This window comes from Paenibacillus sp. GYB004, assembly GCF_036577605.1.
GTDB classification, from domain to species: Bacteria; Bacillota; Bacilli; order Paenibacillales; family NBRC-103111; genus Paenibacillus_AB; species Paenibacillus_AB oceani.
The window spans coordinates 44,885-66,082 of the sequence record NZ_JARBDB010000004.1 but is presented as its reverse complement, the minus strand read 5'-3'; the positions used below and the strand labels follow the sequence as shown (position 1 = coordinate 66,082).

15 protein-coding genes and 1 pseudogene are annotated in these 21,198 nt (G+C 52.1%); 2 read left to right on the top strand and 14 right to left on the bottom strand.

The annotated features are described in order from the left end of the window. Nucleotides 1-293 precede the first annotated feature (293 nt). Entirely contained in the window at nt 294-1,193 is a 900-nt protein-coding gene (locus PV433_RS02320; RefSeq protein WP_332070588.1) for a helix-turn-helix domain-containing protein, read from the top strand. 249 nt (nt 1,194-1,442) lie between these two features. Here the strand turns inward: PV433_RS02320 and PV433_RS02315 are convergent, their stop codons facing one another. The 9 genes and pseudogenes from PV433_RS02315 to PV433_RS02275 form a co-directional block, all read right to left on the bottom strand. Beyond that, nucleotides 1,443-2,339: a phytanoyl-CoA dioxygenase family protein gene (locus PV433_RS02315; protein ID WP_332070587.1), complete on the bottom strand. Its 897-nt coding sequence runs from the start codon at nt 2,337-2,339 to the stop codon at nt 1,443-1,445. Nucleotides 2,340-2,486: 147 nt separating this feature from the next. After that, nucleotides 2,487-3,053 carry a NosD domain-containing protein gene (locus PV433_RS02310; protein WP_332070586.1) on the bottom strand — a complete coding sequence of 189 codons (567 nt, stop codon included), beginning with the start codon at nt 3,051-3,053 and terminating at the stop codon, nt 2,487-2,489. An 84-nt stretch (nt 3,054-3,137) separates the two neighbouring features. Further along, nucleotides 3,138-6,072: pseudogene (dnaE, locus tag PV433_RS02305) on the bottom strand (DNA polymerase III subunit alpha); the annotation flags it as partial. Nucleotides 6,073-6,440: 368 nt separating this feature from the next. Then, nucleotides 6,441-7,328 (bottom strand): TIGR01777 family oxidoreductase, encoded by an 888-nt coding sequence (locus PV433_RS02300; RefSeq protein ID WP_332070585.1) that lies wholly within the window; start codon nt 7,326-7,328, stop codon nt 6,441-6,443. Between the two features lie 150 nt (nt 7,329-7,478). Then, a complete protein-coding gene (locus PV433_RS02295; protein WP_332070584.1) occupies nt 7,479-8,696 on the bottom strand; it encodes a mandelate racemase/muconate lactonizing enzyme family protein in 1,218 nt (405 codons plus the stop codon). A gap of 143 nt (nt 8,697-8,839) precedes the next feature. Continuing rightward, nucleotides 8,840-9,607 carry an alpha/beta hydrolase family protein gene (locus tag PV433_RS02290; RefSeq protein WP_332070583.1) on the bottom strand — a complete coding sequence of 256 codons (768 nt, stop codon included), beginning with the start codon at nt 9,605-9,607 and terminating at the stop codon, nt 8,840-8,842. A 515-nt stretch (nt 9,608-10,122) separates the two neighbouring features. Beyond that, complete coding sequence (locus PV433_RS02285) at nt 10,123-10,362, bottom strand: amidohydrolase family protein (RefSeq protein ID WP_332070582.1); 240 nt, start codon at nt 10,360-10,362, stop codon at nt 10,123-10,125. A gap of 393 nt (nt 10,363-10,755) precedes the next feature. Next, complete coding sequence (locus PV433_RS02280; protein WP_332070581.1) at nt 10,756-13,434, bottom strand: hypothetical protein; 2,679 nt, start codon at nt 13,432-13,434, stop codon at nt 10,756-10,758. 66 nt (nt 13,435-13,500) lie between these two features. Beyond that, nucleotides 13,501-14,808, bottom strand: coding sequence for an extracellular solute-binding protein (locus PV433_RS02275; protein WP_332070580.1), 1,308 nt, complete (start codon nt 14,806-14,808; stop codon nt 13,501-13,503). Between the two features lie 659 nt (nt 14,809-15,467). On the opposite strand from PV433_RS02275, the gene PV433_RS02270 reads away from it, so the two are divergent. After that, the gene (locus tag PV433_RS02270; protein ID WP_332070579.1) at nt 15,468-16,370 is read left to right on the top strand and encodes a helix-turn-helix domain-containing protein; all 903 of its coding nucleotides are present in this window, start codon (nt 15,468-15,470) and stop codon (nt 16,368-16,370) included. 436 nt (nt 16,371-16,806) lie between these two features. Here PV433_RS02270 and PV433_RS02265 read toward each other — a convergent pair whose 3' ends face one another. From PV433_RS02265 to PV433_RS02245, 5 genes are all read right to left on the bottom strand, one after another. After that, complete coding sequence (locus tag PV433_RS02265) at nt 16,807-17,262, bottom strand: YhcH/YjgK/YiaL family protein (RefSeq protein ID WP_332070578.1); 456 nt, start codon at nt 17,260-17,262, stop codon at nt 16,807-16,809. A 44-nt stretch (nt 17,263-17,306) separates the two neighbouring features. Then, on the bottom strand, nt 17,307-17,804 hold the full coding sequence (locus PV433_RS02260) for an enolase C-terminal domain-like protein (RefSeq protein ID WP_332070577.1): 498 nt from the start codon (nt 17,802-17,804) through the stop codon (nt 17,307-17,309). 192 nt (nt 17,805-17,996) lie between these two features. Beyond that, nucleotides 17,997-19,004 (bottom strand): NAD(P)-dependent oxidoreductase, encoded by a 1,008-nt coding sequence (locus PV433_RS02255; protein ID WP_332070576.1) that lies wholly within the window; start codon nt 19,002-19,004, stop codon nt 17,997-17,999. A 46-nt stretch (nt 19,005-19,050) separates the two neighbouring features. Further along, a complete protein-coding gene (locus tag PV433_RS02250; RefSeq protein WP_332070575.1) occupies nt 19,051-19,263 on the bottom strand; it encodes a hypothetical protein in 213 nt (70 codons plus the stop codon). 127 nt (nt 19,264-19,390) lie between these two features. Continuing rightward, on the bottom strand, nt 19,391-20,926 hold the full coding sequence (locus PV433_RS02245) for a hypothetical protein (RefSeq protein ID WP_332070574.1): 1,536 nt from the start codon (nt 20,924-20,926) through the stop codon (nt 19,391-19,393). Nucleotides 20,927-21,198 lie beyond the last annotated feature (272 nt).

The window sequence follows — 21,198 nt, the reverse complement described above, 5'->3', positions numbered from 1 at the left end:
AGGGCGGCGACGCGTCACAGATGGTACGGCGGCACTTTCGCCCCTTTATCGCGGAATCGCTTACAATCGTTATCATAACGGGAATGGATCGTGAAATCTTTATTCATACCTTCGCATTTTTTGTACTCAACCTTGTTGATTTGTTCGCATTTTTGGTGGTTTTGTTCGAGAGGATTTACAAGCCGATTGTGGAAATGTATATAACAGTTACGAGGGTACCGATTCATTCGTCAAGCAGACTGGCGGCGCTCCCGCCTTGAACTGACTTACCAGCTGGAAAGGAGTGGCGACGGATGGAGTTTCCGCGATACCGGATCAGACAGGAGATTGTGATTCATAAGCTGGTCACGTGTTACTATTTCGAGCTTGCCAAAAACTACTCGTTCGACGGCGAGAAGCACGATTTCTGGGAGCTGTTCTACGTGGATAAAGGCGAGCTGTGGATCGACACCGATTTCGGGCATTACGATCTCAAGCAGGGCGATTTGATCTTTTTCGAACCGAACCGCTTCCATGCTACGCGCAGCAACGGCAAGATCGCCCCGAATGTGTATATCGTTTCCTTCGAATGCCGCTCGCCCAAGATGAATTTCTTCAAGCACAACCCGCTGTTCCGGCTGGCGGACCGGGAGAAAGCGATGCTGGGGCTGCTGATGAATGAGGGCGACCGGACCTTCGGCCCCGATACCTCGAACCGGCCTACAAAACGGCTTGTGCCCAAACCGGGAGCCCCGTTCGCCGGCGAGCAGATGTTTGTGATGTACTTGGAGATGCTGCTCATCCAGCTGATCCGTGGCGGCACGGAGCCGGAATCCCGCTCGGAGCTGCCTCCTTCGATATTGGAAAATCAGGAGACGACTTTGGTCGACGACATTATCCGTTACCTGGAAAACCATCTCGGCCAAGACATTTCGCTGGAACATATATGCGACGAATTCGCCGTCGGCAAGACGCGGCTCAGCATCCTGTTCAAGAAACAGACCGGATCGAGTCTGATCGAATACGCCAACCGGCTCAAAATCGAAAAAGCCAAAGCGTATATTCGCGAGGATAACTTCAACTTCACGGAAATCGCCGAACTGCTCGGCTACACCAGCATGCATTATTTCTCGAAGCAGTTTAAGCAGATGACCGGATCGTCGCCCTCGGAGTACGCAAAAATATTACAGGGGCGGATGTTTAAGCGGATATAGCGGGCAGGCAGGTGCGGGGCGATGGAACATAAATCGTTCGGCAAAGTCGTCCGGACGGTTCTCGAGGTAAAAACATTCGCCTAACATTGGAACATCGCGTCCATCTCCAAGCGAAAGGACCTCACATTCCACGGCAAAGTGGAGGCGGAGGTCCTTATTCCCATGCAAAACCGGTCCCTATCCGGGGCTCAACACATCGCAAAATGACGTTTTGGGGCACCTCTTTCTTCGGTATGCCGCCTGTTGTACCTAGACGCCCCACTCTTTGCGCGCTTCCGCTAACGGCTTGGATGGCGTTTTGCCCCACGCGTAGTGCCCCTTCGGCTTTTTGCCGATCCAGCGCTCGTCGACCGGCTCGGAGGCCAGCTGGTAACGCGTATCTGCGCTGATCCGGAACTGGTCCGTCGTATTGTTCAGCGAAGCGTGCATCATGTACATCCCGAAAATGATCGCATCGCCCGCTTCGAAAGCCGTCGTAGCCCATTGTCCGCCATACTGGTCGACAATTTCGACCGGATCGTCGGAGAACCAGCCGGTGGCTACGTTATCGCGGTCGACGTCCATCTGGCCGTACGTTCTCTTGATTCTCTCGTAGCGTTGGGAATCCAGCAGCATCGCCAGCGTTCCCAGCTCCAGCGGAATGTCGCCGAACGGCGTCCACATCGTATAGACATTTTTCGTACCGCGTCCCATATAGACGATGTCGTAATGAGCGCCGGTGTTGCCGCCTTTAGCGATCGCCCGCGGCCATTTGTAATCGTAAGTGAGCACAGGTCCGCCGAGAATGCGCTCAAAAAGCGCAAACACTTTCGGGGAGTTTACCACATTCAGAAAGTGCGGAAACTCCGCTTGCAGCTCGTCGGCGCTTTTGCCCCACATGGCGCCTTTATTACTGGAAGCGATTACCCCATCTTCCATCGGGGAGTCAGGATCAAGCTTGCCCTGCGCCCCCAGCGACCGTAGAAACTCCATTCTTGCCGCCAGCACCTCTTCCCGGTCGTGCAAGCCGCGGATAAGCAAATAACCGTCTTCCTCCAACCGCCGGCGCAAAGCCTCTGTATCGTCCCAAATCTCGTTCGAGCTGCGCAGCTCCGTCAAATATTTACCGCCCATCTCCAGCTCCCGGTTGCCGATCTGTACGTTCATCGTCGTTCCCCTTCCTTGTTCTGAAGTGTTCTTGCATACTCCAAGAATAAAGGAGACGACTCAGGAAGTAGTTAGCCAAATCCGTACGCTATTTGTTTAAAACCGTACCGGCATGCGGGGAACTACGGTTATGGGACGATTGTGCCGTTATACAAATACTCGGGCAACGTTGCCCGTCGAACTGATCGTATGGACTTTCTCGTAGTATTGACACCAGAATCCCGTATTCCCCATGGCCAGTGTCGTCCGCATCAGATTGCCTGTCACCACGAGGTCGGCGTCGTAATCGGTATAACCGCCTTCCCCTGCCGTATACCCTTGGAAGATAACAAACCCCTTCGTGGCATTATGCAGTTCGTTATTCGAAATGATCGTTCCAATCTTGCAATTGCTGCAATAAATGGAGCGCACGTTGTTTTTGAGCGTATTATTGGAAATGGTAGCATTCTCATAATGTCTTACGTGGATGCCGTAGGACTCCGTGCCCGGCTCGGCGATTGCCTCGATAATGTTTCCGGCAATTACGACATCTTTGATCCACCCAACCGGTGCCGGAGCAACCGTAGAGCTCGAACCGACAATTGTAATCCCGTTGCCAAACGTATTTTTGATAATATTATGGGAGACGATGTACTTGTCATAAATCCCGAAATAGCTTCCCCTGCCGATATTGATGCCGAACTGCTTCACTTCGGAATTGGCGTTGATTTTCAAGAAAACGCATGACTTTGAGCCGTCTTATTGGCGCGACATTGGTGCGGTGCGCCAGCGCAGCGCGGTCTCCGGCGCACTGAGCTCGTCCAATGGCGCAAGACGATCGGCCAGAAGCTTGACACCAGTGTCTTGCTGTTGCAGCTTGCCGCGAATGATCATAATGCGTTCCTTTTGTACATGGCTTCCATATTGTTTCCAGATCTCCGGGAAAATGACAACCTCAACCTTTTCAATGCGATCCTCCAGTTCGACGAAAGCCATGGCCTGACCTTTTTGGGTGAGGAAGGTTTTGCAGGATACGATCATCCCCGCTACGGTCACCACGCTTAAGTCCGGCTCTTCCGCCAACTGATGAAGCGGCATGGCTTCAAGCTCGTTCAGCAGAGGTTCATAAGCGTCGAGAGGATGTCCAGAGATAAACATACCTAGCTGTTCACGTTCTAGCGCGAGCTTCTGAACCGGAGTATACGGAGCGACGTCGGGGTATTCGATCGCCCAATTTACCTCTTCTGTGAAGCCAAACAAGTGCAATTGCAGTTCCTCTCGCTTCTTTTTCCATTCCAGCGCAGCCTCAATCATCCGTTCCAGCACGGCCAACAGCTGCGCCCGGTGGCCGGGGAGAGAATCGAAAGCTCCTCCCGCAATCAAGGATTCGATCACCCTCTTGTTGCAAACCCGTAAATCCACCCTACGGATAAAATCAAGCAAATCTTTATACGGTGCGCCATTTCGTTCACGGATTATAGTTTCAATCGCCTGCGTTCCGACGTTTTTGATCGCGGCAAGCCCAAAACGTATCGCTCCTGCGACGGTATCTTCGTTAAGAGAATCCGCGTTCAAGCCAACGACGTTTTGCTCTTCGCTGCTTCGACGCGGACGGACAGGAGCAAACGCCTCTTTGCTCTCGTTCACGTCGGGAGGCAGCACCGCAATCTTCATCCGCCGACATTCATCGACATATTCGGCCACCTTGCGACGGTTGCCCATGACAGACACAAGTGTTGCCGTCATGAACGGCACGGGATAGTGCGCCTTCAGCCAAGCCGTACGATAAGTCAAAACAGCATAGGCTGTTGCGTGAGAACGCGGAAAGCCGTAGTCGGCGTAGCGCACGATCATGTCATACACCTTGTTGGCATCGGCCTCGCTATAGCCCTCGCGCAAGCAGCCGCGGATAAAATGAGTGCGTTCTTCGTTCAACACCTCGTGCTTCTTTTTTCTAACAGCGCGCAAAAGCAAGTCGGCCTCGCCCAGACTGAATCCCGCCATCTTGGAGGCAATATGCATGATCTGCTCCTGATAGAGGATAATCCCGTATGTATCGCGCAAAATCGGCTCCAGCGACGGATGGGGATACTCCGTCTCAATTTCTCCGTGTTTGGTCTTCATAAACTTAGGTATAAATTCCATCGGTCCCGGCCGGTACAATGCGCTGACAGAAATAATGTCCTCAAACTCCGATGGCTTCATTTCCTTCAGCACCCGTCGGTAGCCGGCGGACTCCAGCTGGAAAACCGCCGCCGTTTCGCCGCGGCACAGCATCGCATATGTAGCTGGATCATCCTCCGGCAGCTTCCGCAAATCAATGTCGATGCCGTCCCAATGCCGAATCAAGCACAATGTACGCTCAATGACGGAGAGCATGCGCACACCGAGAAAATCCATCTTCAATAATCCGATCGCTTCCAGATGCTCCATCGAATATTGTGTCAACGCGATCCCCTCCGTACCCTCTTGGAGCGGCACGTACCGGGTAAGCGGCTTGCGGGAAATTACGACGCCCGACGCATGCGTGGATGCATGGCGGGGCAATCCTTCGACCCGCATCGCCATGTCGAGCAGTTCAGCGATTTTGGGTTGCTTGGCTGCCAGCGCTCTCAGCTCAGGATTGGCCGTAAGCGCCTCCTGCAGCGTGTTCCCATGATGACTGGTGATCATTCTGGCAGCCCTGTCAACATCGTTATAGGGCAGATTCATTATTCTTCCGACATCGCGCAATGCGGCCTTCGCTGCCATCGTACCGAACGTGATGATCTGCGCGACATGATCTTTGCCGTATTTTTCCGCGACGTAAGCGATCACCTCTTCCCTCCGCAAATCGTCGAAATCGATGTCGATATCCGGCATCGATACCCGCTCCGGGTTCAGGAAGCGCTCGAACAACAGGCCTTACCGGATCGGATCGACATCGGTAATGTTCAGCGTATAAGCGACGAGACTTCCGGCAGACGAGCCCCGCCCCGGCCCGGTGGCGATACCGCGCTTGTGGGCGAAGCCGATAAAATCCCAGACGATCAGAAAATAGTCGGAGTACCCCATTTTTTCAATGACTGTAAGCTCGTACTGTAATCTTCCCTCTATCATCCCCCGATAAGAAGCATCGACTGTAACGCCACCATCATCCTCGCGACGTTCATCCCGGCTCCAACCGTATCGGGCGTCAAGCCCTTGCCGACACAATTCGGCCAAATACCCCCCGGAGGTTAACCCTTCTGGTATCGGCCGGAATGCCGGCGAAATCGAGCCGCCGAATTCCAGCTTCAGATTGCAGCGGTCAGCCACAACGGCCGTATTGGCCAAAGCCTCAGGGACGTGAGCGAACAACCTGCGCATTTCTTCACCGCTTTTCAAGTACATTTGATCGGTCGAAAAACGCAGCCTGTCAGTCGCATCCACCGTCTTTCCGGTGCCAATGGAAATCAACACATTCTGGACCGCCTGATCCGACGCCTCAATGTAGTGAACATTGTTCGTAACGATTAATGGGATTCCGGTTTCCCTGCTCAACTCAATCATGTCGCGCATCACTTGCTTTTGCTCGGTCAGCCCGTGATCCTGCAAGCTCCGTGCACACCTTGTAGAAGGGTACCACTCCATACATGACGCCGTGATCGGTGAGCGCAAGCGACGTCATGCCAAGCTCGGCCGCATGTCTGGCCAAATCTTCGATGCGAGCCGCCCCATCCAGCAAACTGTATTCACTATGCACATGCAGATGCACAAAACGTTCCCGTTCCATACATACCTCATCCCTATCTTATTTTCTATCATGCTTATGTCGTTCAGCTTTTTAGGTATGTTCGGTGAAAACGGTTAACTCTTTGCTCATCACACTATTTCCAAAATTACGTCCTCAAACGTTAAATGAATCCATTTTCCATTTTATCGCACATATGTTCGGTAGTAAATATTTAACAGGAAGTAAAATACAACAAATCCCTTTCTAAATCTTCTGCCCTCTCGATTGGCTATCCAGGGGATGCGATGACTGGGTGATAACAAAGCAAAAAAGGACAGCCGGTTAGCTATCCCTTTTGACCAGTTACTTCAGTTGGTAAATGATTTCAGCTGTTCTTAGCCCATCCATCGGCCATGCTGTACCCTTACTTACTTGCAAATATCCTGAAGCGCTTCCTCTATGAGGTTATAGCGAAAAACAAATCCGTGCCTTTGCAGCCGCTCCGGAATAACCCAACGGCTCTTCAGAATGAGCTCCGTTTCGGTCCGGATGATAAAAGCTCCCGCTTCCAGTAACCAGTTCGGTGAAGGCAGACCTATCCGTTTGTTCATCGCCCGGCGCAGCTGATGCATGAATTCGCGGTTTGGAACCGGGTGCGGCGCAGCACAGTTGAATACGCCCTCCAGCTCCTGATGGTCCTTGATATACATCACGATTCGGTATACATCCTCCACATGCACCCAGCTGAACATTTGATTCCCCGGCCCCAGAGCGCCTCCCAAACCGAACGCGGCCAGGTTCCGGAACGGCCGCATGACTCCGCCGTCCTTCCCGAGCACGATGGCGATCCGCAGCGCCGCCTGTCTCGTCTTCGGAAGAGAAAACGAGAAAAACGCGTCCTCCCAGGCCAGCGCGACATCAACGGAAAAACCGGTACCGATCTCCCCGTGTTCTTCCGTCATCGGCCGGTCTTCCGCGTGTCTGTATATCGTTGCCGTACTGGAATTCAGCCACAGCGGAGGCGGATTGCCGCATGTCAGAAGCAGCTCCCCCAGCAGCCGTGTGGTTTCGGTCCGGGAAGTTCGGATCTCTTCCTTATTCCTGGAATGATACCGGCAGTCCACTGATTTGCCCGCCAGATTGAGGAGCAGATCCGCACCTTCCAGCGCTTCCTTGATCCCAGCCAGATCGCTCCACGCAATATGCCCGGGTCTCCGCGAAATGATCTTTACCTCGTAACCTTGAGCCGCAAAACGCCCTGCGAAATATGTCCCGATAAACCCGGTTCCGCCAGCCAGCACAATCTTTTTGTTCAAAGTCTCCGCCCCCGTCCTTCTAAGCTCCCGCGTTTTCCTAATCATAGCTGTCTTTCGAACCGTCCAGTAGTTCTATTTTTTGTAGGTCCCGCTTCGAAAGGCATCTCCCACGGTGGCGGAGGCGGCCTAATAAATTGGAGTCGACCGGCTTCAGGTCGTCAGCATTTTGCCGGGGACTGAATTAAATTCTCCGCTGCCCGGAATGAACGGATACTTATGCTTGATCGCATCGGTTAAAACGACGCCTAGACCCGGCTGCTCAGGAGGAAATATTAAGCCGCCTTCCATCCGGAATGAATCACGGACGATCTCGCTATGCAGTCCGGCGTAATCGGGCGGAATTTCCAGGATCAGCGTATTGCCGCTGGCGAAGCCGCAGTGGATGTTTTGCATCAGACAACCGCCCGCCCCCCAAGCGTGGGTAGCGATTTTGCGTCCGTTTGCTTCCAGCAGCGCCGCCACTTTCATGAATTCGCCGAGACCGCCGGTAAAGGCCGCATCCGGCTGGCCGACATCGAAGCAGTTCAGATCGGTAAACATTTTCCATTCACAGCTTCCGGTCAAACATTCGCCGCCGGCGATCGGAATCGTCGTAGCCCGGCGCAGCTCGGCATAACCGGCCGCGTCCGTATAATGCAGCGGCTCTTCGAAAAACAGCAGATCGTACGGCTCGAGCGCCTGCAGCACTGTAACGGCCGTATCGAGATCCCATGTACGGGTCGGGCTGTTGCCCATATGGCCGTCAAGCATCAGCTGAACGCCGCTTCCGACATGTTTGCGGACGAATTCCATTTTGTCCGCCTCAAATTCGGCGATTTCTCTTTTCGTTTGCGGCATCTGCCAGCCGCCCCCGGTCGTATCGAGACTGCCCGCGCCCAGCTTCACTCCGTTGAAGCCAAGCGACAAGTAATGATCCAGCTTTGCCGCCAGCTTCTCTTTCGGGTAGTTGCTCGGGCCCCCTGTCGCATAACAGGGAAGACGGTTGTACTTTTTGCCTCCAAGCAGTTCGTAGACCGGCAGCCCGTACATTTTTCCTTTCAAATCCCAAAGAGCCGCCTCGATCCCGTTCAGCACAGAAAGACCCATGCCGACTCTGCACCAGAAGTTGCCGCAATGATACATCCGCCGCCACAGCTCGTCGATATTATCGACGGATTGACCGATCAGGATCGGTTTGAAAAAATCGACGATCGCCGGCACGCTCTCCGGAAAAAAGTAGCCGATGTACGTCTCGCCGACGCCAACCAGCTCCGTATCGGTTACAATCTCAATAAATGCGGCGCTGCGCAGCCGGCGCGACTCGCTTAAAAACGGATCGTTCGTACAAGGTCCCGTCAACAGAACCGTGCGAACATCAGTAATTTTCATAACGCTAGCTTCCTCTCTCCCGCCCTAAATGCGCTTGGTCATCATTCCTTCAGAACTTGGCCGAACGGCCCCGGATTTGCATGACCTTGCTGCTTTGTTGCGATCAGCACATGATCAGCTCCGCTAAACACACACGTTCATGCTTATCTCTGCAATAAAAACTGCGTTCCCAGGTCGTACCAATGGCTGCCCATCGTATGGTCCGGATCGTCGGTGCAATAAAACTCAACCAGCGATTCGGGGTAACCGCACTGCACATTATGTTCAACCAATTCTGTATACAGCTTACAGCAGCTCCATGTGCCCACTCGCTCGTCCCGGTTGCCGATCGACATAAATATCGGTTTCCCCGCCAATCGCTCGATGTACCGGTGAAGCTTGAGGGCTTCCACCTCTTCAGAATCTCGGATCGGGCCGAACTCTCTCAAGTTCCGCCAGTCCGTGACCGGTGCGAATGCAGCGGCCCGAACGACTCTCGCGTCGGCAGCGAGCAGCCTCAATGCCATGTACGCCCCTCGGGAAGCGCCGCATACCGCAATACCGCCAGGCCGCGCGAAACCGAGACGGATACAGTCGTCGATCACCGCCATCGCTTCCCGTACGAACCGTTCGAACGGGTCGTCCCCGGCCAGCCAAGCATCGCGAAACCCGTCGATCCCTTCCCCGTAAGGCCCGGTGCGCTCCCCGTGACACGGGATATCGAAGGTTAGCGCATAGTGGCCGTTCGCCAGATAACCGTCAGCCGTGGCCCGATAAGGCACAGTCCACAAATGCGTTTTCCAATCCGCTCCGATTGTAATCAGAAGCTGCGGATCTGCATGAATATGGCGGCTTTCCGGACGCCGCAGCATATAGTTCAACGTTTCGCCGCCGATTTGTACCCGATGCTCGGATAACTGTTCCTTGTTCATTGGACTCATCCTTTTCAACCTGATCTTTGCTCAACTAATGGCAGACATTGCTTTTCAGCGGAATTCGTGATAACCCCTTCGGAATGCTTTACGGAACTAAGCTGAAATATTGCGCAGATCAGCTTCTGATGCTGCGGTGAACGATGATCCGTCACCTCCCGATACGTTTAAAGCAAGTGTAGCGGATGATTGCCATACGCAACAACAAGCTGAACGGACATCTTTTCCCGGATGTTGTCTATATACAGGAACAGTATGCATTCGAATGTTCAGAAAGAGCCAGGCAGAAGTAGTGCGGGCGGGCGTATCCGAAACAGCCAAAATAACCCCCTTATGTTGGGGGTTATCCGTTTTAATTGAGTTAATCATGCAATTCTCTTCAAGCCCGGATAGGTTCCATTTCAAGCTCGAATCGCATTTCACCGGCCGCCGATGTTGAATAATTGGCAACCAGTTCATTCCCGACCAAAACGAACGGTCTCGATACCCATTCCCCATGTTTTACCCGTATGGTGTCAGGATAACGGAACAAGCTTCAAGGCGTTGCCCGAATATATTTTGGCAAGAACGTCGTCCGGCAGCTGAAGCGCCTCCAGCACTTCCTGGTGAACGTTATCGAAATAGTCGCGGCCGTACAAGATGCGGTCCTGGAATTCGAGTATAAACTCTCTCGCGAATTCCGGATCACGGCTGAACGCTCTCGCTCCCGAGCCTGCGGATATATCGCAATACAGGTTCCGGTATTTGCGCAGCATTTCGCCAACCTTGCCGCCTGGCTGGACTTTTCCTGTCGGATAGGCGACTTTGTCGTACTGGTCGTCGCCGGATAGATGTGCCCAGAAACCGGGAGCATGACCGAGGAAATACGTGTCCGGACAAGCCTTGACAGCACGCTCGAAGGCGAGCTAACGTTTTTGACCGCTCGCTTCCCCTACTTGGCGGAACGAATCGGAGTCTTGCCCGAACGCCGCCTTGATCTGGCTGTTTTTCAGAGGCGTGGTCCAGCCTTTCCTGGAAAGCTCCAACTGGAACGAATCGATGTAAAGAAATCCATCGTTAGCAAGGCAAGCTCCTTATGCTTGCTTACACTGGACAAGTACATATAGTCCGGATAAGGATGCGTATTGTAAGCGGAGCCCAGATATCGATTAAACAATTTTTAAAGACAATATTGCGTTCGTCACCGTAATATCAGAGGCGGTTAGGTTTTGATGATAAACCCTAACATTTCCGGTAGATATCACTTCCGCCCAAACTCTTGAACTTACCCCAAGTGGCGGAGAAGCAGCTACTTGCACAGGCGCACCCAGATAAGCATTATCCATCGTTGTGTCTGTTGTAGCTATAGAATTTGCAGCAATAGTCTTGGTATAAGATATTGATCTTCTAGCATAACCGTTTACATCTCTAAACGCAGGCGCTTGCATAAAACCAACTGGAACGGTAACAGAACCTGCGGTAATACTAGCGGAAGTATGTGAAACGATTAGCTTTTTAGAGTAACTCCCATTCTCAAATACACGACCAACAACCGCAAATGTTTGAGTAGACCCTTGAGTTAGTGAGAGATAACTTCCAACACCTGCACGAGAAATCACAGATGACGTTGATGTATCTATCACGTTAGTGTCTGTAGCACTTAGCGTTGCTTGACTAGCAATCGTGTAGCGACTTGTGTGTGTTCTACCTGCTGCTGTTATGTATCCATCTGACGCAAATGTACCGTTAGTATCATATAAGGCTCGAAATACATCATGAAGTGCAAACGTACCGCCCGTCACATTGGAAAGGGACGATGTATTCATCCACTCTGTGTTAAGCGCGTTAATTCGTGGCTCGTAGTCCGCATACTGCGGCATCATGGGCACACCGCCTGCGTAAGCACCAATGTGCTCAATTTCAACTTGTGAATTTGCGGGGATCGAAATTGTGACGTTACCTTCTCTTGCATGTTCCGATGTAACTTCACAAGCCGCCATTTTCCAGCCGTTGCCGTAATCATACATCAACTCGCCCAATGATATCCGCTCATTAGAATTGTTAACCCATACGTTAGATTTCAATTTAGCATAATCAAAAGAACCTGCTATCGTTCGATACAACATACAGATTTTGGCTTGTACCGATTGAGTATTGATCGGAAGAATGATATCGATCTGGGATTGTGTCGGATTGATTAGGCGAATCCCATACTTGGTAGTAAATCCAGTATGCACAGATTCGAAACGTTTCACATCATAGATTATATCATGGCTTGCCGTGTAAGCTCCGTACATGCCAAACTTAAAATCATACTGCGGGCAGAATTTAAAGAAGTTCGTGATTAGGCTTGCACCCGCACCAAATTCAAACCCTGTATGATTTAAGTACTCGTTATGTTGTCTACCATTTTCAAAATGTCTGCTTGGTGTGCGAATGCCAGTAGCGGGGTCGTAAGTGCTGTAAGTATCCGCAATAAATCGTACACAAGTATCTTGAGGTCTTTTAAACAAGTGACTTGCATCAAACTTAAATCCGTCAAAACGTTTTTGCATTTCCAATTCAAATAAAGTATTAAACCATTCCGAGTAACCTCCGCCATAATACGAACCGTGACAAGCATCATAAATCAAAGCTAAGGATGACCCTTGATCCGATGCCGGGGCAATATTAAAACCATTAAAGCTGCAGCCAGCACCTGTGTTTATCAATAAATAGTCGAATTTATTGGCATAACGTTTATCTACTACTGTGCCGCCACCTATTGTTAAGTTTGTAGCTTGTAACGCATTTGATGTGTTGTAGAAACCCTGTATACATTCATGAATGGCTACACCGTCCACAACGTTCTCGTAGAAATTTCCGATGCGTTTTCCATTTGTCCAAGCTGACGTATCAAGCCCGTAAAGCGAAATACCGTTATGAAATCGTTCAATAAGCAAATTCTCCAGTCGCCACTTGTACGCATTCGCGCCATCGATACATTTTTGTGCGTGAACAGTCGATGTTCGCGTTACGTTTCCAAGCAGTACCAAATTTGAAATTTCAACCATAGAAATGGTTTGTGTATTCCAACCTGTACTCAACTGATAAGCCGCTGCCATTTCGTCGCGTGGCGTACTAAACATATCGATTGCTGTTGGCGGGTCAAAAAATAATGTTGAATTGTTCCCCTCAATTTTTGTATTCGTTCTAATCGGCAGGGTGTCTGTGATGTAATAAGAGCCGTGCGGTATTTCAAATGTATACTTGCTATATACTTGTGAAGAAATTGCTTTGCTGATATTGGTATGGATAACATACTTGTTCATATTTAGCATGTCTTTAAAAGCTTGAGTATCATCATGCCCGGATGCATAATCAAGCACCTCTGGAATCGTGAATACTAAATCGCCATGCGCTCCAAACATGAACGGATTTAACACATTATTTTCCAATTGACGCACCCATCCATTTAAAACGACACCGCCATCAAACACAGATGCTTTTGTTGAGTCATAAACAAAGTGTCCGCCACCTTTGATTAATCCGGCATGGTACGATTTGACAAATACTCGGCTGCCGTTTTGTGGATTTGCAATAGATAGCATATCAGCAATGCTCTCTAAACCGTGATCCCCTGTCAAAAAATCGGGCAGCCCTTTGCGGCCGTATACTTCCCCGCTCACCGGTCCCCCGGCCGCGAACGACGTACCAATCGTTCCTCCGATCACGCTGCCCGCGGCCAAAACTGTCCCAGCCAGGCCCAGCGACGACAGCATCGCCCTTCTTGTAAGCAAGGTCGGCTTGCCGCTGGCATCCAAACCTTTATCTGCTTGTATTTCATCCATTTCTCGCGGTCCCATCAAGTGTGCCGCCTCCCGCTTCAATTGGATTTTGTATGCGGTTTCATAAGTGGCCTTCGGCCTCCGCAGCTACTTCTTTTTGTCCGCCTCAATCGTTTTCTTCATCGCTTCCTCGGCATCCCGCAGCGCCGTATTGACGTCTTTGCCCTCGTACAAAATACCTCGCAAGGCGATCGTTAAATGCTGCCCAGCCGTCGAGTAATATTTGCTCTGGGGAGACGGCTTTGCCATATTTTTAAGCGGGATCGCGGCGACATTGCGCCCTTTGTACAGCGGGGCGTCCTGGCCGAATACTTTCGGAATGTTATCGCTGCTAAGTGCCGGGATGAACGTCGCCGCCTTCGCCTTCTCCGTCAGAAACTCCTCGGTGGACAAAAAGTCCATCACCTGGTACGCGTCGTCCTTATGCTTGCTGCCGACGTTCAGGAACGTGAAGACCGGATAAGGCTGCGGCCCGGAGCCGTTCATCGTCGGGTACGAGACGATATCCCAATTGAGCGGGGCTAGGTCTTTCTCGACGTGCAGACCGGCCACCGGCGTCCACATCGCCGACACTTGATCCCGGAAAAACATTTTGGTCAAACTGTCCATCTTTGTCTTATCCGGATTGAAGCCGGGAATTTGATAAAAGCGGGCGATGTTGTCCATAAGGCTTTTGACGTTGTCGTTCGTTAACGATACTTGCAGCGTTTGCGGATCGACTAGGTTGAGCGACATTTGGTTGCGCCAAAAGTAATGATTCGGTGAAATCGTGAAGCCGTAATATTGGACGCCGTCTTCGTTGCGCGTCAGCTTGACCGACAAGTTGTACAACTCGTCCCAGGTGATGCCGTCCTTCGGGTAGGGGACGCCGAACTTGTCGAACAAGGTTTTGTTGTAGTAAATGACAGACGCTGCGGAGTCGAACGGCAGCGCGTACAGCTTGCCGCCGCTCATTTGCCGGATCATCTCGAGCGCCTGAGGCTCGAAGCGGCTTAAGTCCGTCTTGTATTTTTTGACGAGCGGTTCGATATCGTATTGCATTTCGTTCAAAAAGATGCTGTTGTAGACGAGGCCGACCGAGCCGAAAATGACGTCGATCGGCTGGTTCGACGCGATCATCTTGTCGAGCGATCCGCTGGTGGTAGGAATCAGTACCGGAGTAACGTGTGGGAATTTCGCCTTGATCGCTTTGCCGAACTTTTCTTCGAAGTAGCCTTCGGCGTCGAAATTGCCGCCGACGTTGTAAAAGTGAAGCGTGATGGGTTCTTTTTTCTCGGGCTGGGCAGGAGCCCCCTCCTCCGTCCCTTTGCCGGTATCCGGCGTGCCCGCTCCGGAGCAGGCTGCAAGTACGAGCAGCAATCCCGCCGCTCCGATCGCTATGGATGGTTTCAACATAATGACACCCTTTTCGTTATTTGGTTTAAACGCACTTTCGAAATGTAATCGTTTTCAGCATTGCTTTTAATTTCAGATTGAAATAGATTTCAAAAGAAGATTACAACCCTAAGACAGTCCCGCATGGATAACCTTTACTCTGTCAACCTAACGCGCCCGCCAACCATCTATCCCTTCTTCTGCTAGCAAATCGGAAGGGCGGGCTTCGTTCCCCCTGTCACCTCCCCTCCCGCCGATGGCTGGAAGATCATGTTTGCGGCCCCCCATCTAATGGCCCGTCCTGCGAACAACATCGGCCGGGCAGGCGTGTGCGAAAACGTCAGTCGATCGATAGAGCCCATCTGCGCCGCAGTGATTCTTCCCGGCGCAGATTGCCTTAATTGCTCCGACGGAGCAGCGTGCAATCGTCCGGCACGCCAACGCCCGCCGGTTGCCGGCTTGCTTTTCCGGATACGGCGACAGCTTGTTCCAGGTGGCGGTTGCCTTCATCATAAGCCGGATTTGCGCCCGGGGCCATGCGCAAAGCGTTCGTTTTTTTTAGCATTTGTGCCATTACCATTAAGGATGTTCTAAATATGATAAAATGAAAAAAAGGAAAATGCAGGGCCTGCTGCACAACTGAAGGGACTGTCTGCAGTCGACTCGAACGGAGGAAGCGGATGGATATCGAGGTGATCTTTCCGAATATGACCAGCACGCTGCAAATTAAGGGCTGCGGATTTTTCGTCAAGCCGCCGGGCTGGTCGTATCCGCTGCATCATCATCATTTGTTTGAAATATTATACTGCTTCAGCGGTGAAGTCGTGCAGTTTGTGGGAGTAAGCGAACGGAAGATGCGCGCAGGAGATTGGATGCTGCTGAAAGCCGGCGTGCGCCATCGGCTGGAGAACCTCGCCGCTGAGCCGTATTCGTTTTTGAACATCCACTTTGATGTGGATGATCCTGACTTGCGCAGGCGGCTCAACGCCGCCGACTGCTTTCTGCTAAGTGGTGCCGATGCGGCTGCGGGCGGACTGGCGGAAATCGTTACGCGCGTCGAGCGACTGATGACGCTGAGCCTGGCGGATAGCCCTTCGTCAGCCCCGTCCGACAAACTCGTGGCTCTGGATATCGATCCGCTGCGCAAGCTTGAACTGCAAGCCGCGATTTTATTGATAGTCACCTCGTTAACTGCTCAATGCGCCGCTCCACAAGAGCCCGCCGGGAAAGCCCGGCCTTCCGTCGCTTCTTTTATGGAAATCGAAACGGCGCATGCCATCGAAGAACGGCTTCGGCGGATGGTAACGGCCGATTCCGACGAATCCGTCGCCCGGATCGCCCGAGACTTGCACTTAAGCCGCAGCCGATGTTCGAAGCTGTTCACCAAAGTATACGGCGTCTCGCCGCGCCGCTACCTCAGCGAGCTGGTCCTGAACCGGGCAAAACGGCTGCTGGTGACGACCAACCTTCCGATCGAGGCCATTGCCCTGGAGCTCGGCTTTCATTCGCTCAGCCACTTTTCCTGCCAGTTCCGCCGATGGACCGGCGTATCGCCCATGCAGTACCGGCCGAAGTATGGGTGAGCGCGTCTCCCGGGCCCGCGGCCGTATGCAACGTTTGCCGTGCGACCTTAAAGACTCGATAAACAGAAATGATAGTGGAAATTTCCTGTAAAATCGAAAAAGTCCTCAAGTTTTTGTCTAAATTAATTAGATGACAAGAACTTGAGGACATGTGAATATGAAAGAGAATACCAATCGGCTTGCGGCGGAAAAAAAATTCGATACATATGTTCATAGAGTCTCAGTTTCCGCACGACGCTATTTTTTTCGCATTACGTCTAACCCTCAAATGTAAATGTACTCTTTTATCAAGCGTCAGTCCGTCCCGCAAACTTTGAAAGATTAAATCGTGCCCTTGCTGCGTAAGATACATCGCGTCTTAAAACCAACCGGCTAAATCCGTACCGTTCTCCCACAAGTCTCGAACGCCCTCCACTTCGGCTAGCCGCTCCTCACCTCACGAGTCGATCAGCACCTTGATCACGATTTTTTTGACGGATTGCACCGTTTCCAGCTGAATACCCGGCATATGAACGTCATGCGGAGCGAACAACGCGAAATGACCTTCACGAAGCGTGAAAAAATCGCCCGATGCCGCGAACAGCGCATAATCTCCATCCGACTCATAAGGGCGGGTCACTTCCGTTTGACCAATAGGGACGTAACCCAGCCTCTCGCTGCCCTCCGCCATATATTGCACGTCCAAATACTGCCGGTGCGCCTCCCAGAGCCCTTTCTCCCTCGGCTTCGTCTCGTAATGCTGAACGAGCGCGTATACAAGATCGCCGTCGATTTCGTATTTGCCCGGCTCCAAAGCTCTGCAGTTACGGGTTTCGAGGAATTGCGCCGCCAGCTTTAATCTGGAACTTACGCTTGAATATTGTCCGATATGCAATAACGAATCTGTAATCATACAGTCTCTCTCCCTTTATTGGATGGCATCTGCGGCTTATGTCATCAATACTTTGCCAGGAACTGAATTAAATTCGCCGCTGCCCGGAACGAATCGCGGACGATCTCGCTGTGAAGCCCGGCATAATCGGGCGGAATTTCCAGGATAAGCGTATTGCCGCTAGCAAAGCCGCAATGGATGTTCTGCATCAGACAGCCGCCCGCTCCCCAGGCATGGGTCGCAATTTTGCGCCCTCTTCCTTCCAGCATCGCCGCCACTTTCATAAATTCGCCGAGACCGCCGGTAAAAGCCGCGTCCGGCTGCCCGACATGGAAGCAGTTCAGATCCGTGAACATGTTCCATTCGCAGCTTCCTGTCAAACATTCGCCCCCGGCGATCGGAATCGTCGTGGACCGGCGCAGCTCGGCATAACCGGCAGCATCCGTATAATGCAGCGGCTCCTCAAAAAACAACAGATCGTACGGCTCGAGAGCCTTCAGTACCGTGACGGCCGTGTCGAGATCCCAAGTACGGTCGGGCAAAAAATCGACGATCGCCGGCACGTTTTCCGGAAAAAAGTAGCCGGTATACGTCTCGCCGATGCCAACCAGCTCCGTATCGGTTTGAATCTCGATAAATGCGGCGCTTCGCAGCCGGCAGGACTCGCTTAAAAACGGGTCGTTCGTGCAAGGTCCCGTCAGCAGAACCGTGCGAACATCGGTAATTTTCGTAAGACTGGCTCCCTCTCTCCCGTGCTACAATCCGGCCAGCTGGCTAGGCGACAATTCGTTCCATAACGGTTCCCCGCGCATGTGACGACGGACGTTTTCAACAAATATGGACCAAATCCGGCTTTTAAAATGCGTGCTTTGCGAAGATCCGGAAATGTGCGGCGTCATAATCACATTGGGAAATTCCCAAAGCGGATGCTCCGGCGGCATCGGGTAATGATAATGCGTATCCAGTGCCGCCCCGGCTATCCATCGTTTGCGCAATGCCCGAAGCAAGGCGTTCTCCTGGATGATCGGACCGCGGGACGGATTGAGGACGAACGCATACGGCGGCAGCGCACGCAGCTCCTTCTCCCCGATCATGCCCTCTGTCTGCTTCGTCAACGGGACGGCGACGATCAGCATATCCAAATCTTGCAAAAACTCCGCTTCTTGTCCCCGAATGAACACCCGGTCCGGAAGCTCGCCACGTGGATCGCCCGTGCCGGGAACGCAATATGTAAGGTCGCGATCCTTGATACGATCCCGCACAAGGACATGTACGCGCATTCCCATCGCTTTCGCCAGCCGCGCCGTCTCCCGTCCGATCCCGCCGTAGCCCCATATTCCAATGTTTAAACCGCGTATTTCCGTCTGAAATTTGGCCGAGCGGTCCCATATTTTGCGCTCCTGATTATGAAACATTCCCTTCATGTCGCGTGCCAGCTGAAACATCATCGCTATATTCCACTCCGCAATCGGAACGTCGAACACGCCCTGCGCGTTACAGGCCCGCACGCCTCGTTCCGCCAAACCGACATTAACGATCTGGTTATAGCCGACGGAACTGATCTGGACGAGTCGAAGCGCAGCGCAGTCTTCTGTATTCGTTGGCGGGAATGTGCAAAACAACACGTTCGTCTCGTTCGCAAGCTGTTGCGGCAGCGGTTCCGGCTTCTCGCGCGGATCGATCGTTTGTACAGATACGCCCGGCAAACTTTGAAGCTGCTGCAATAACTCGTCATCTACCGGCATATCGACCAAAATATTCACATCTGCACCTCACAACGGGTCCCCATAACGTGAACCCCTTTCTTTTTTACAAATTTAATAAAAACTTCGTTCCCTTGTCGTACCAATGATAGCCCATCGTATGACCCGGATCGTCCGTGCAGTAAAACTCGACCAGCGATTCGGGGTAGCCGCACTTGCGGTCTGCATGAGTATGACGGCTTTCCGGACGCCGCAGCACATAGTTCAACGATTCGCCGCCGACTTGCACCCGATGCTCGGATAACAGTTCATTGTTCATTGTGCGTTTTCACTCCAAACGTTGTCCGATATGCGGCTCCGAAGCCGGTGCGGCGATGGTGATCGGTATCGAACACATCGGCTTCCGGAGCCTTTTGTTTACAACTGATGATGCTCTACTTTGACCTCTACTTCACCAAATACACGGCATACACTCTAGGCTCGATCTGATCTTTTTTATCCAGCTTCAGACGCATCCGGACCGTCTGACCGGAAAGCTTATGCAGTTGATTCGCCGGCCATTCGACGATTTGATCCAAGCCGTCCCTGGCTACGATCCCGCCGTTGTCTCCCGAAAATTCGGGAATCGTACGGAAAAACTCGTCGGTAAACTCCACTCGTATGCCTTCGACTCCGTCGGCGTTAATCTTTATCGAAAACGAACCTTCGGTGAATGTGATCGGTGCGGACAGCAGCGAACCATCTTGACTGTTCGGAATTAATCCGATCGCCCCCCAGCGGTCGCGCGGCAGTATCGCAAGCCCGATTTCTCCGGAATAGTCGTCCGTCACGCCTTCCGGCGCCCATGCATTCCGCCATCGCCCATGATAAATCCGTGTTTCGTCGCCTACGTTTAATATTCCATTCGACTGACACAGATTCGTATGAAAAGTTTTGCCCTGCACCGGGGTGGCGCAGCTCTCCTGCGAGCTGATGTACACATGTCCCTTGACAGGCTCGCGGAACAGCAGCCCGTCGTTGCTGATGACGATGCCGAAATCGCACGACGTACCCGCAAACGGCTTCTCGCAGTGATGCCACAATCCGTACAGGCCTACCGATACGTTGTCATACACGACCGGAGCGACGCCGAGATGCACCTGATCGTAATTGTTCCGTGTTCCTCGCTCAGAAGGAGGCTGGTTTTCAAGAAGCCGGAACGAATCGACGCCCTCCTTCAACCAGTTGTCAAAGTCTGTTGAAACCCATGCGGTAGCCTGCCTCCCTAACGGAGCGCCGCCCTCACTTCTTCGTTTACCGCTTAATGCCTGGCCGTTAATGACATAGAGTCCTTTCACTTTATATAAAGACGAGTGTTCCAGCGCTTCATCAATCATTCCCGCCTTGCCGGCGGTCCAATGAATGCCGTCCGGACTCGTCGCCGTGCGTGATGTATGCGAGCATCCGATGGTGCCGGTGTTATAGATGTAGGTGTACACCATCTTGTAACGCCGATTCGGATCCGGATCGTCCTCATCCTTGATCACAGCCGGAGCATGGACGAAACCTTCCGGCAGATCGATGCCGTTGTTATTCCGGTTTCCTTTGTAAAGCAGTTGACCCAGATTCGGCTTTACCCAGTCGATTCCGTTATCGCTTTCCGCGTAACAGATCGGCCCCGACATAATACCGCCGAGCGAAGCGTTTGTTTTTTTCCGGTGCAGCTCAAGCTCCTGGGCGGGCATATCCGGGTTAATGCCGAGCGACATCCCGAGATACCACATTCGGTACTTCCCTTGGTCGTACAACACCGTTCCGTAAAAGTGCGCGGCAAGCGAATCGGGGGCATCAGGCCGTTCCGACCGTTCCAGTACGGGCTTCTCGATAATCTCAGGCTTGCTTAAATAATGGCAGACGTTGTTTTTAAACGGAAAGTAAGAATCGTCCATAGCGAATAAGATCGGATGATTGGATGCAACTCCAATCGTTTTGAATTGAAACATGGTTGTAACCACCTTTTCGAATAATGAAAATTTTCTGCCCAACGGATTCTGTTGCTTCATCTTGACTCGTGATAACCCCTACTGAATGCTTACGGAACTGCTGAAATATTGCGCAGATCAGCTTCTGATGCTGCGATGAACGATGATTCGTCACCTCCCCGTTACGCTTAAAGCAAGTGTAGCGGAGGATTGCCATACACAACAACAAGCTAAACGGACATCTTTTCCCGGATGTTGTCTATATACAGGAACAGTATCCATTTGAACGATCG

Excerpts from the sequence above, each read along its gene's own strand:
- PV433_RS02250 (WP_332070575.1), bottom strand. The coding sequence starts at position 19,263 with ATGAACAATGAACTGTTATCCGAGCATCGGGTGCAAGTCGGCGGCGAA.
- PV433_RS02270 (WP_332070579.1), top strand. The coding sequence starts at position 15,468 with ATGGATATCGAGGTGATCTTTCCGAATATGACCAGCACGCTGCAAATT.
- PV433_RS02275 (WP_332070580.1), bottom strand. The coding sequence starts at position 14,808 with ATGTTGAAACCATCCATAGCGATCGGAGCGGCGGGATTGCTGCTCGTA.
- PV433_RS02295 (WP_332070584.1), bottom strand. The coding sequence starts at position 8,696 with ATGAAAATTACTGATGTTCGCACGGTTCTGTTGACGGGACCTTGTACG.
- PV433_RS02245 (WP_332070574.1), bottom strand. The coding sequence starts at position 20,926 with ATGTTTCAATTCAAAACGATTGGAGTTGCATCCAATCATCCGATCTTA.
- PV433_RS02320 (WP_332070588.1), top strand. The coding sequence starts at position 294 with ATGGAGTTTCCGCGATACCGGATCAGACAGGAGATTGTGATTCATAAG.
- PV433_RS02265 (WP_332070578.1), bottom strand. The coding sequence starts at position 17,262 with ATGATTACAGATTCGTTATTGCATATCGGACAATATTCAAGCGTAAGT.
- PV433_RS02285 (WP_332070582.1), bottom strand. The coding sequence starts at position 10,362 with ATGCTGCGCAAATACCGGAACCTGTATTGCGATATATCCGCAGGCTCG.
- PV433_RS02290 (WP_332070583.1), bottom strand. The coding sequence starts at position 9,607 with ATGAACAAGGAACAGTTATCCGAGCATCGGGTACAAATCGGCGGCGAA.
- PV433_RS02315 (WP_332070587.1), bottom strand. The coding sequence starts at position 2,339 with ATGAACGTACAGATCGGCAACCGGGAGCTGGAGATGGGCGGTAAATAT.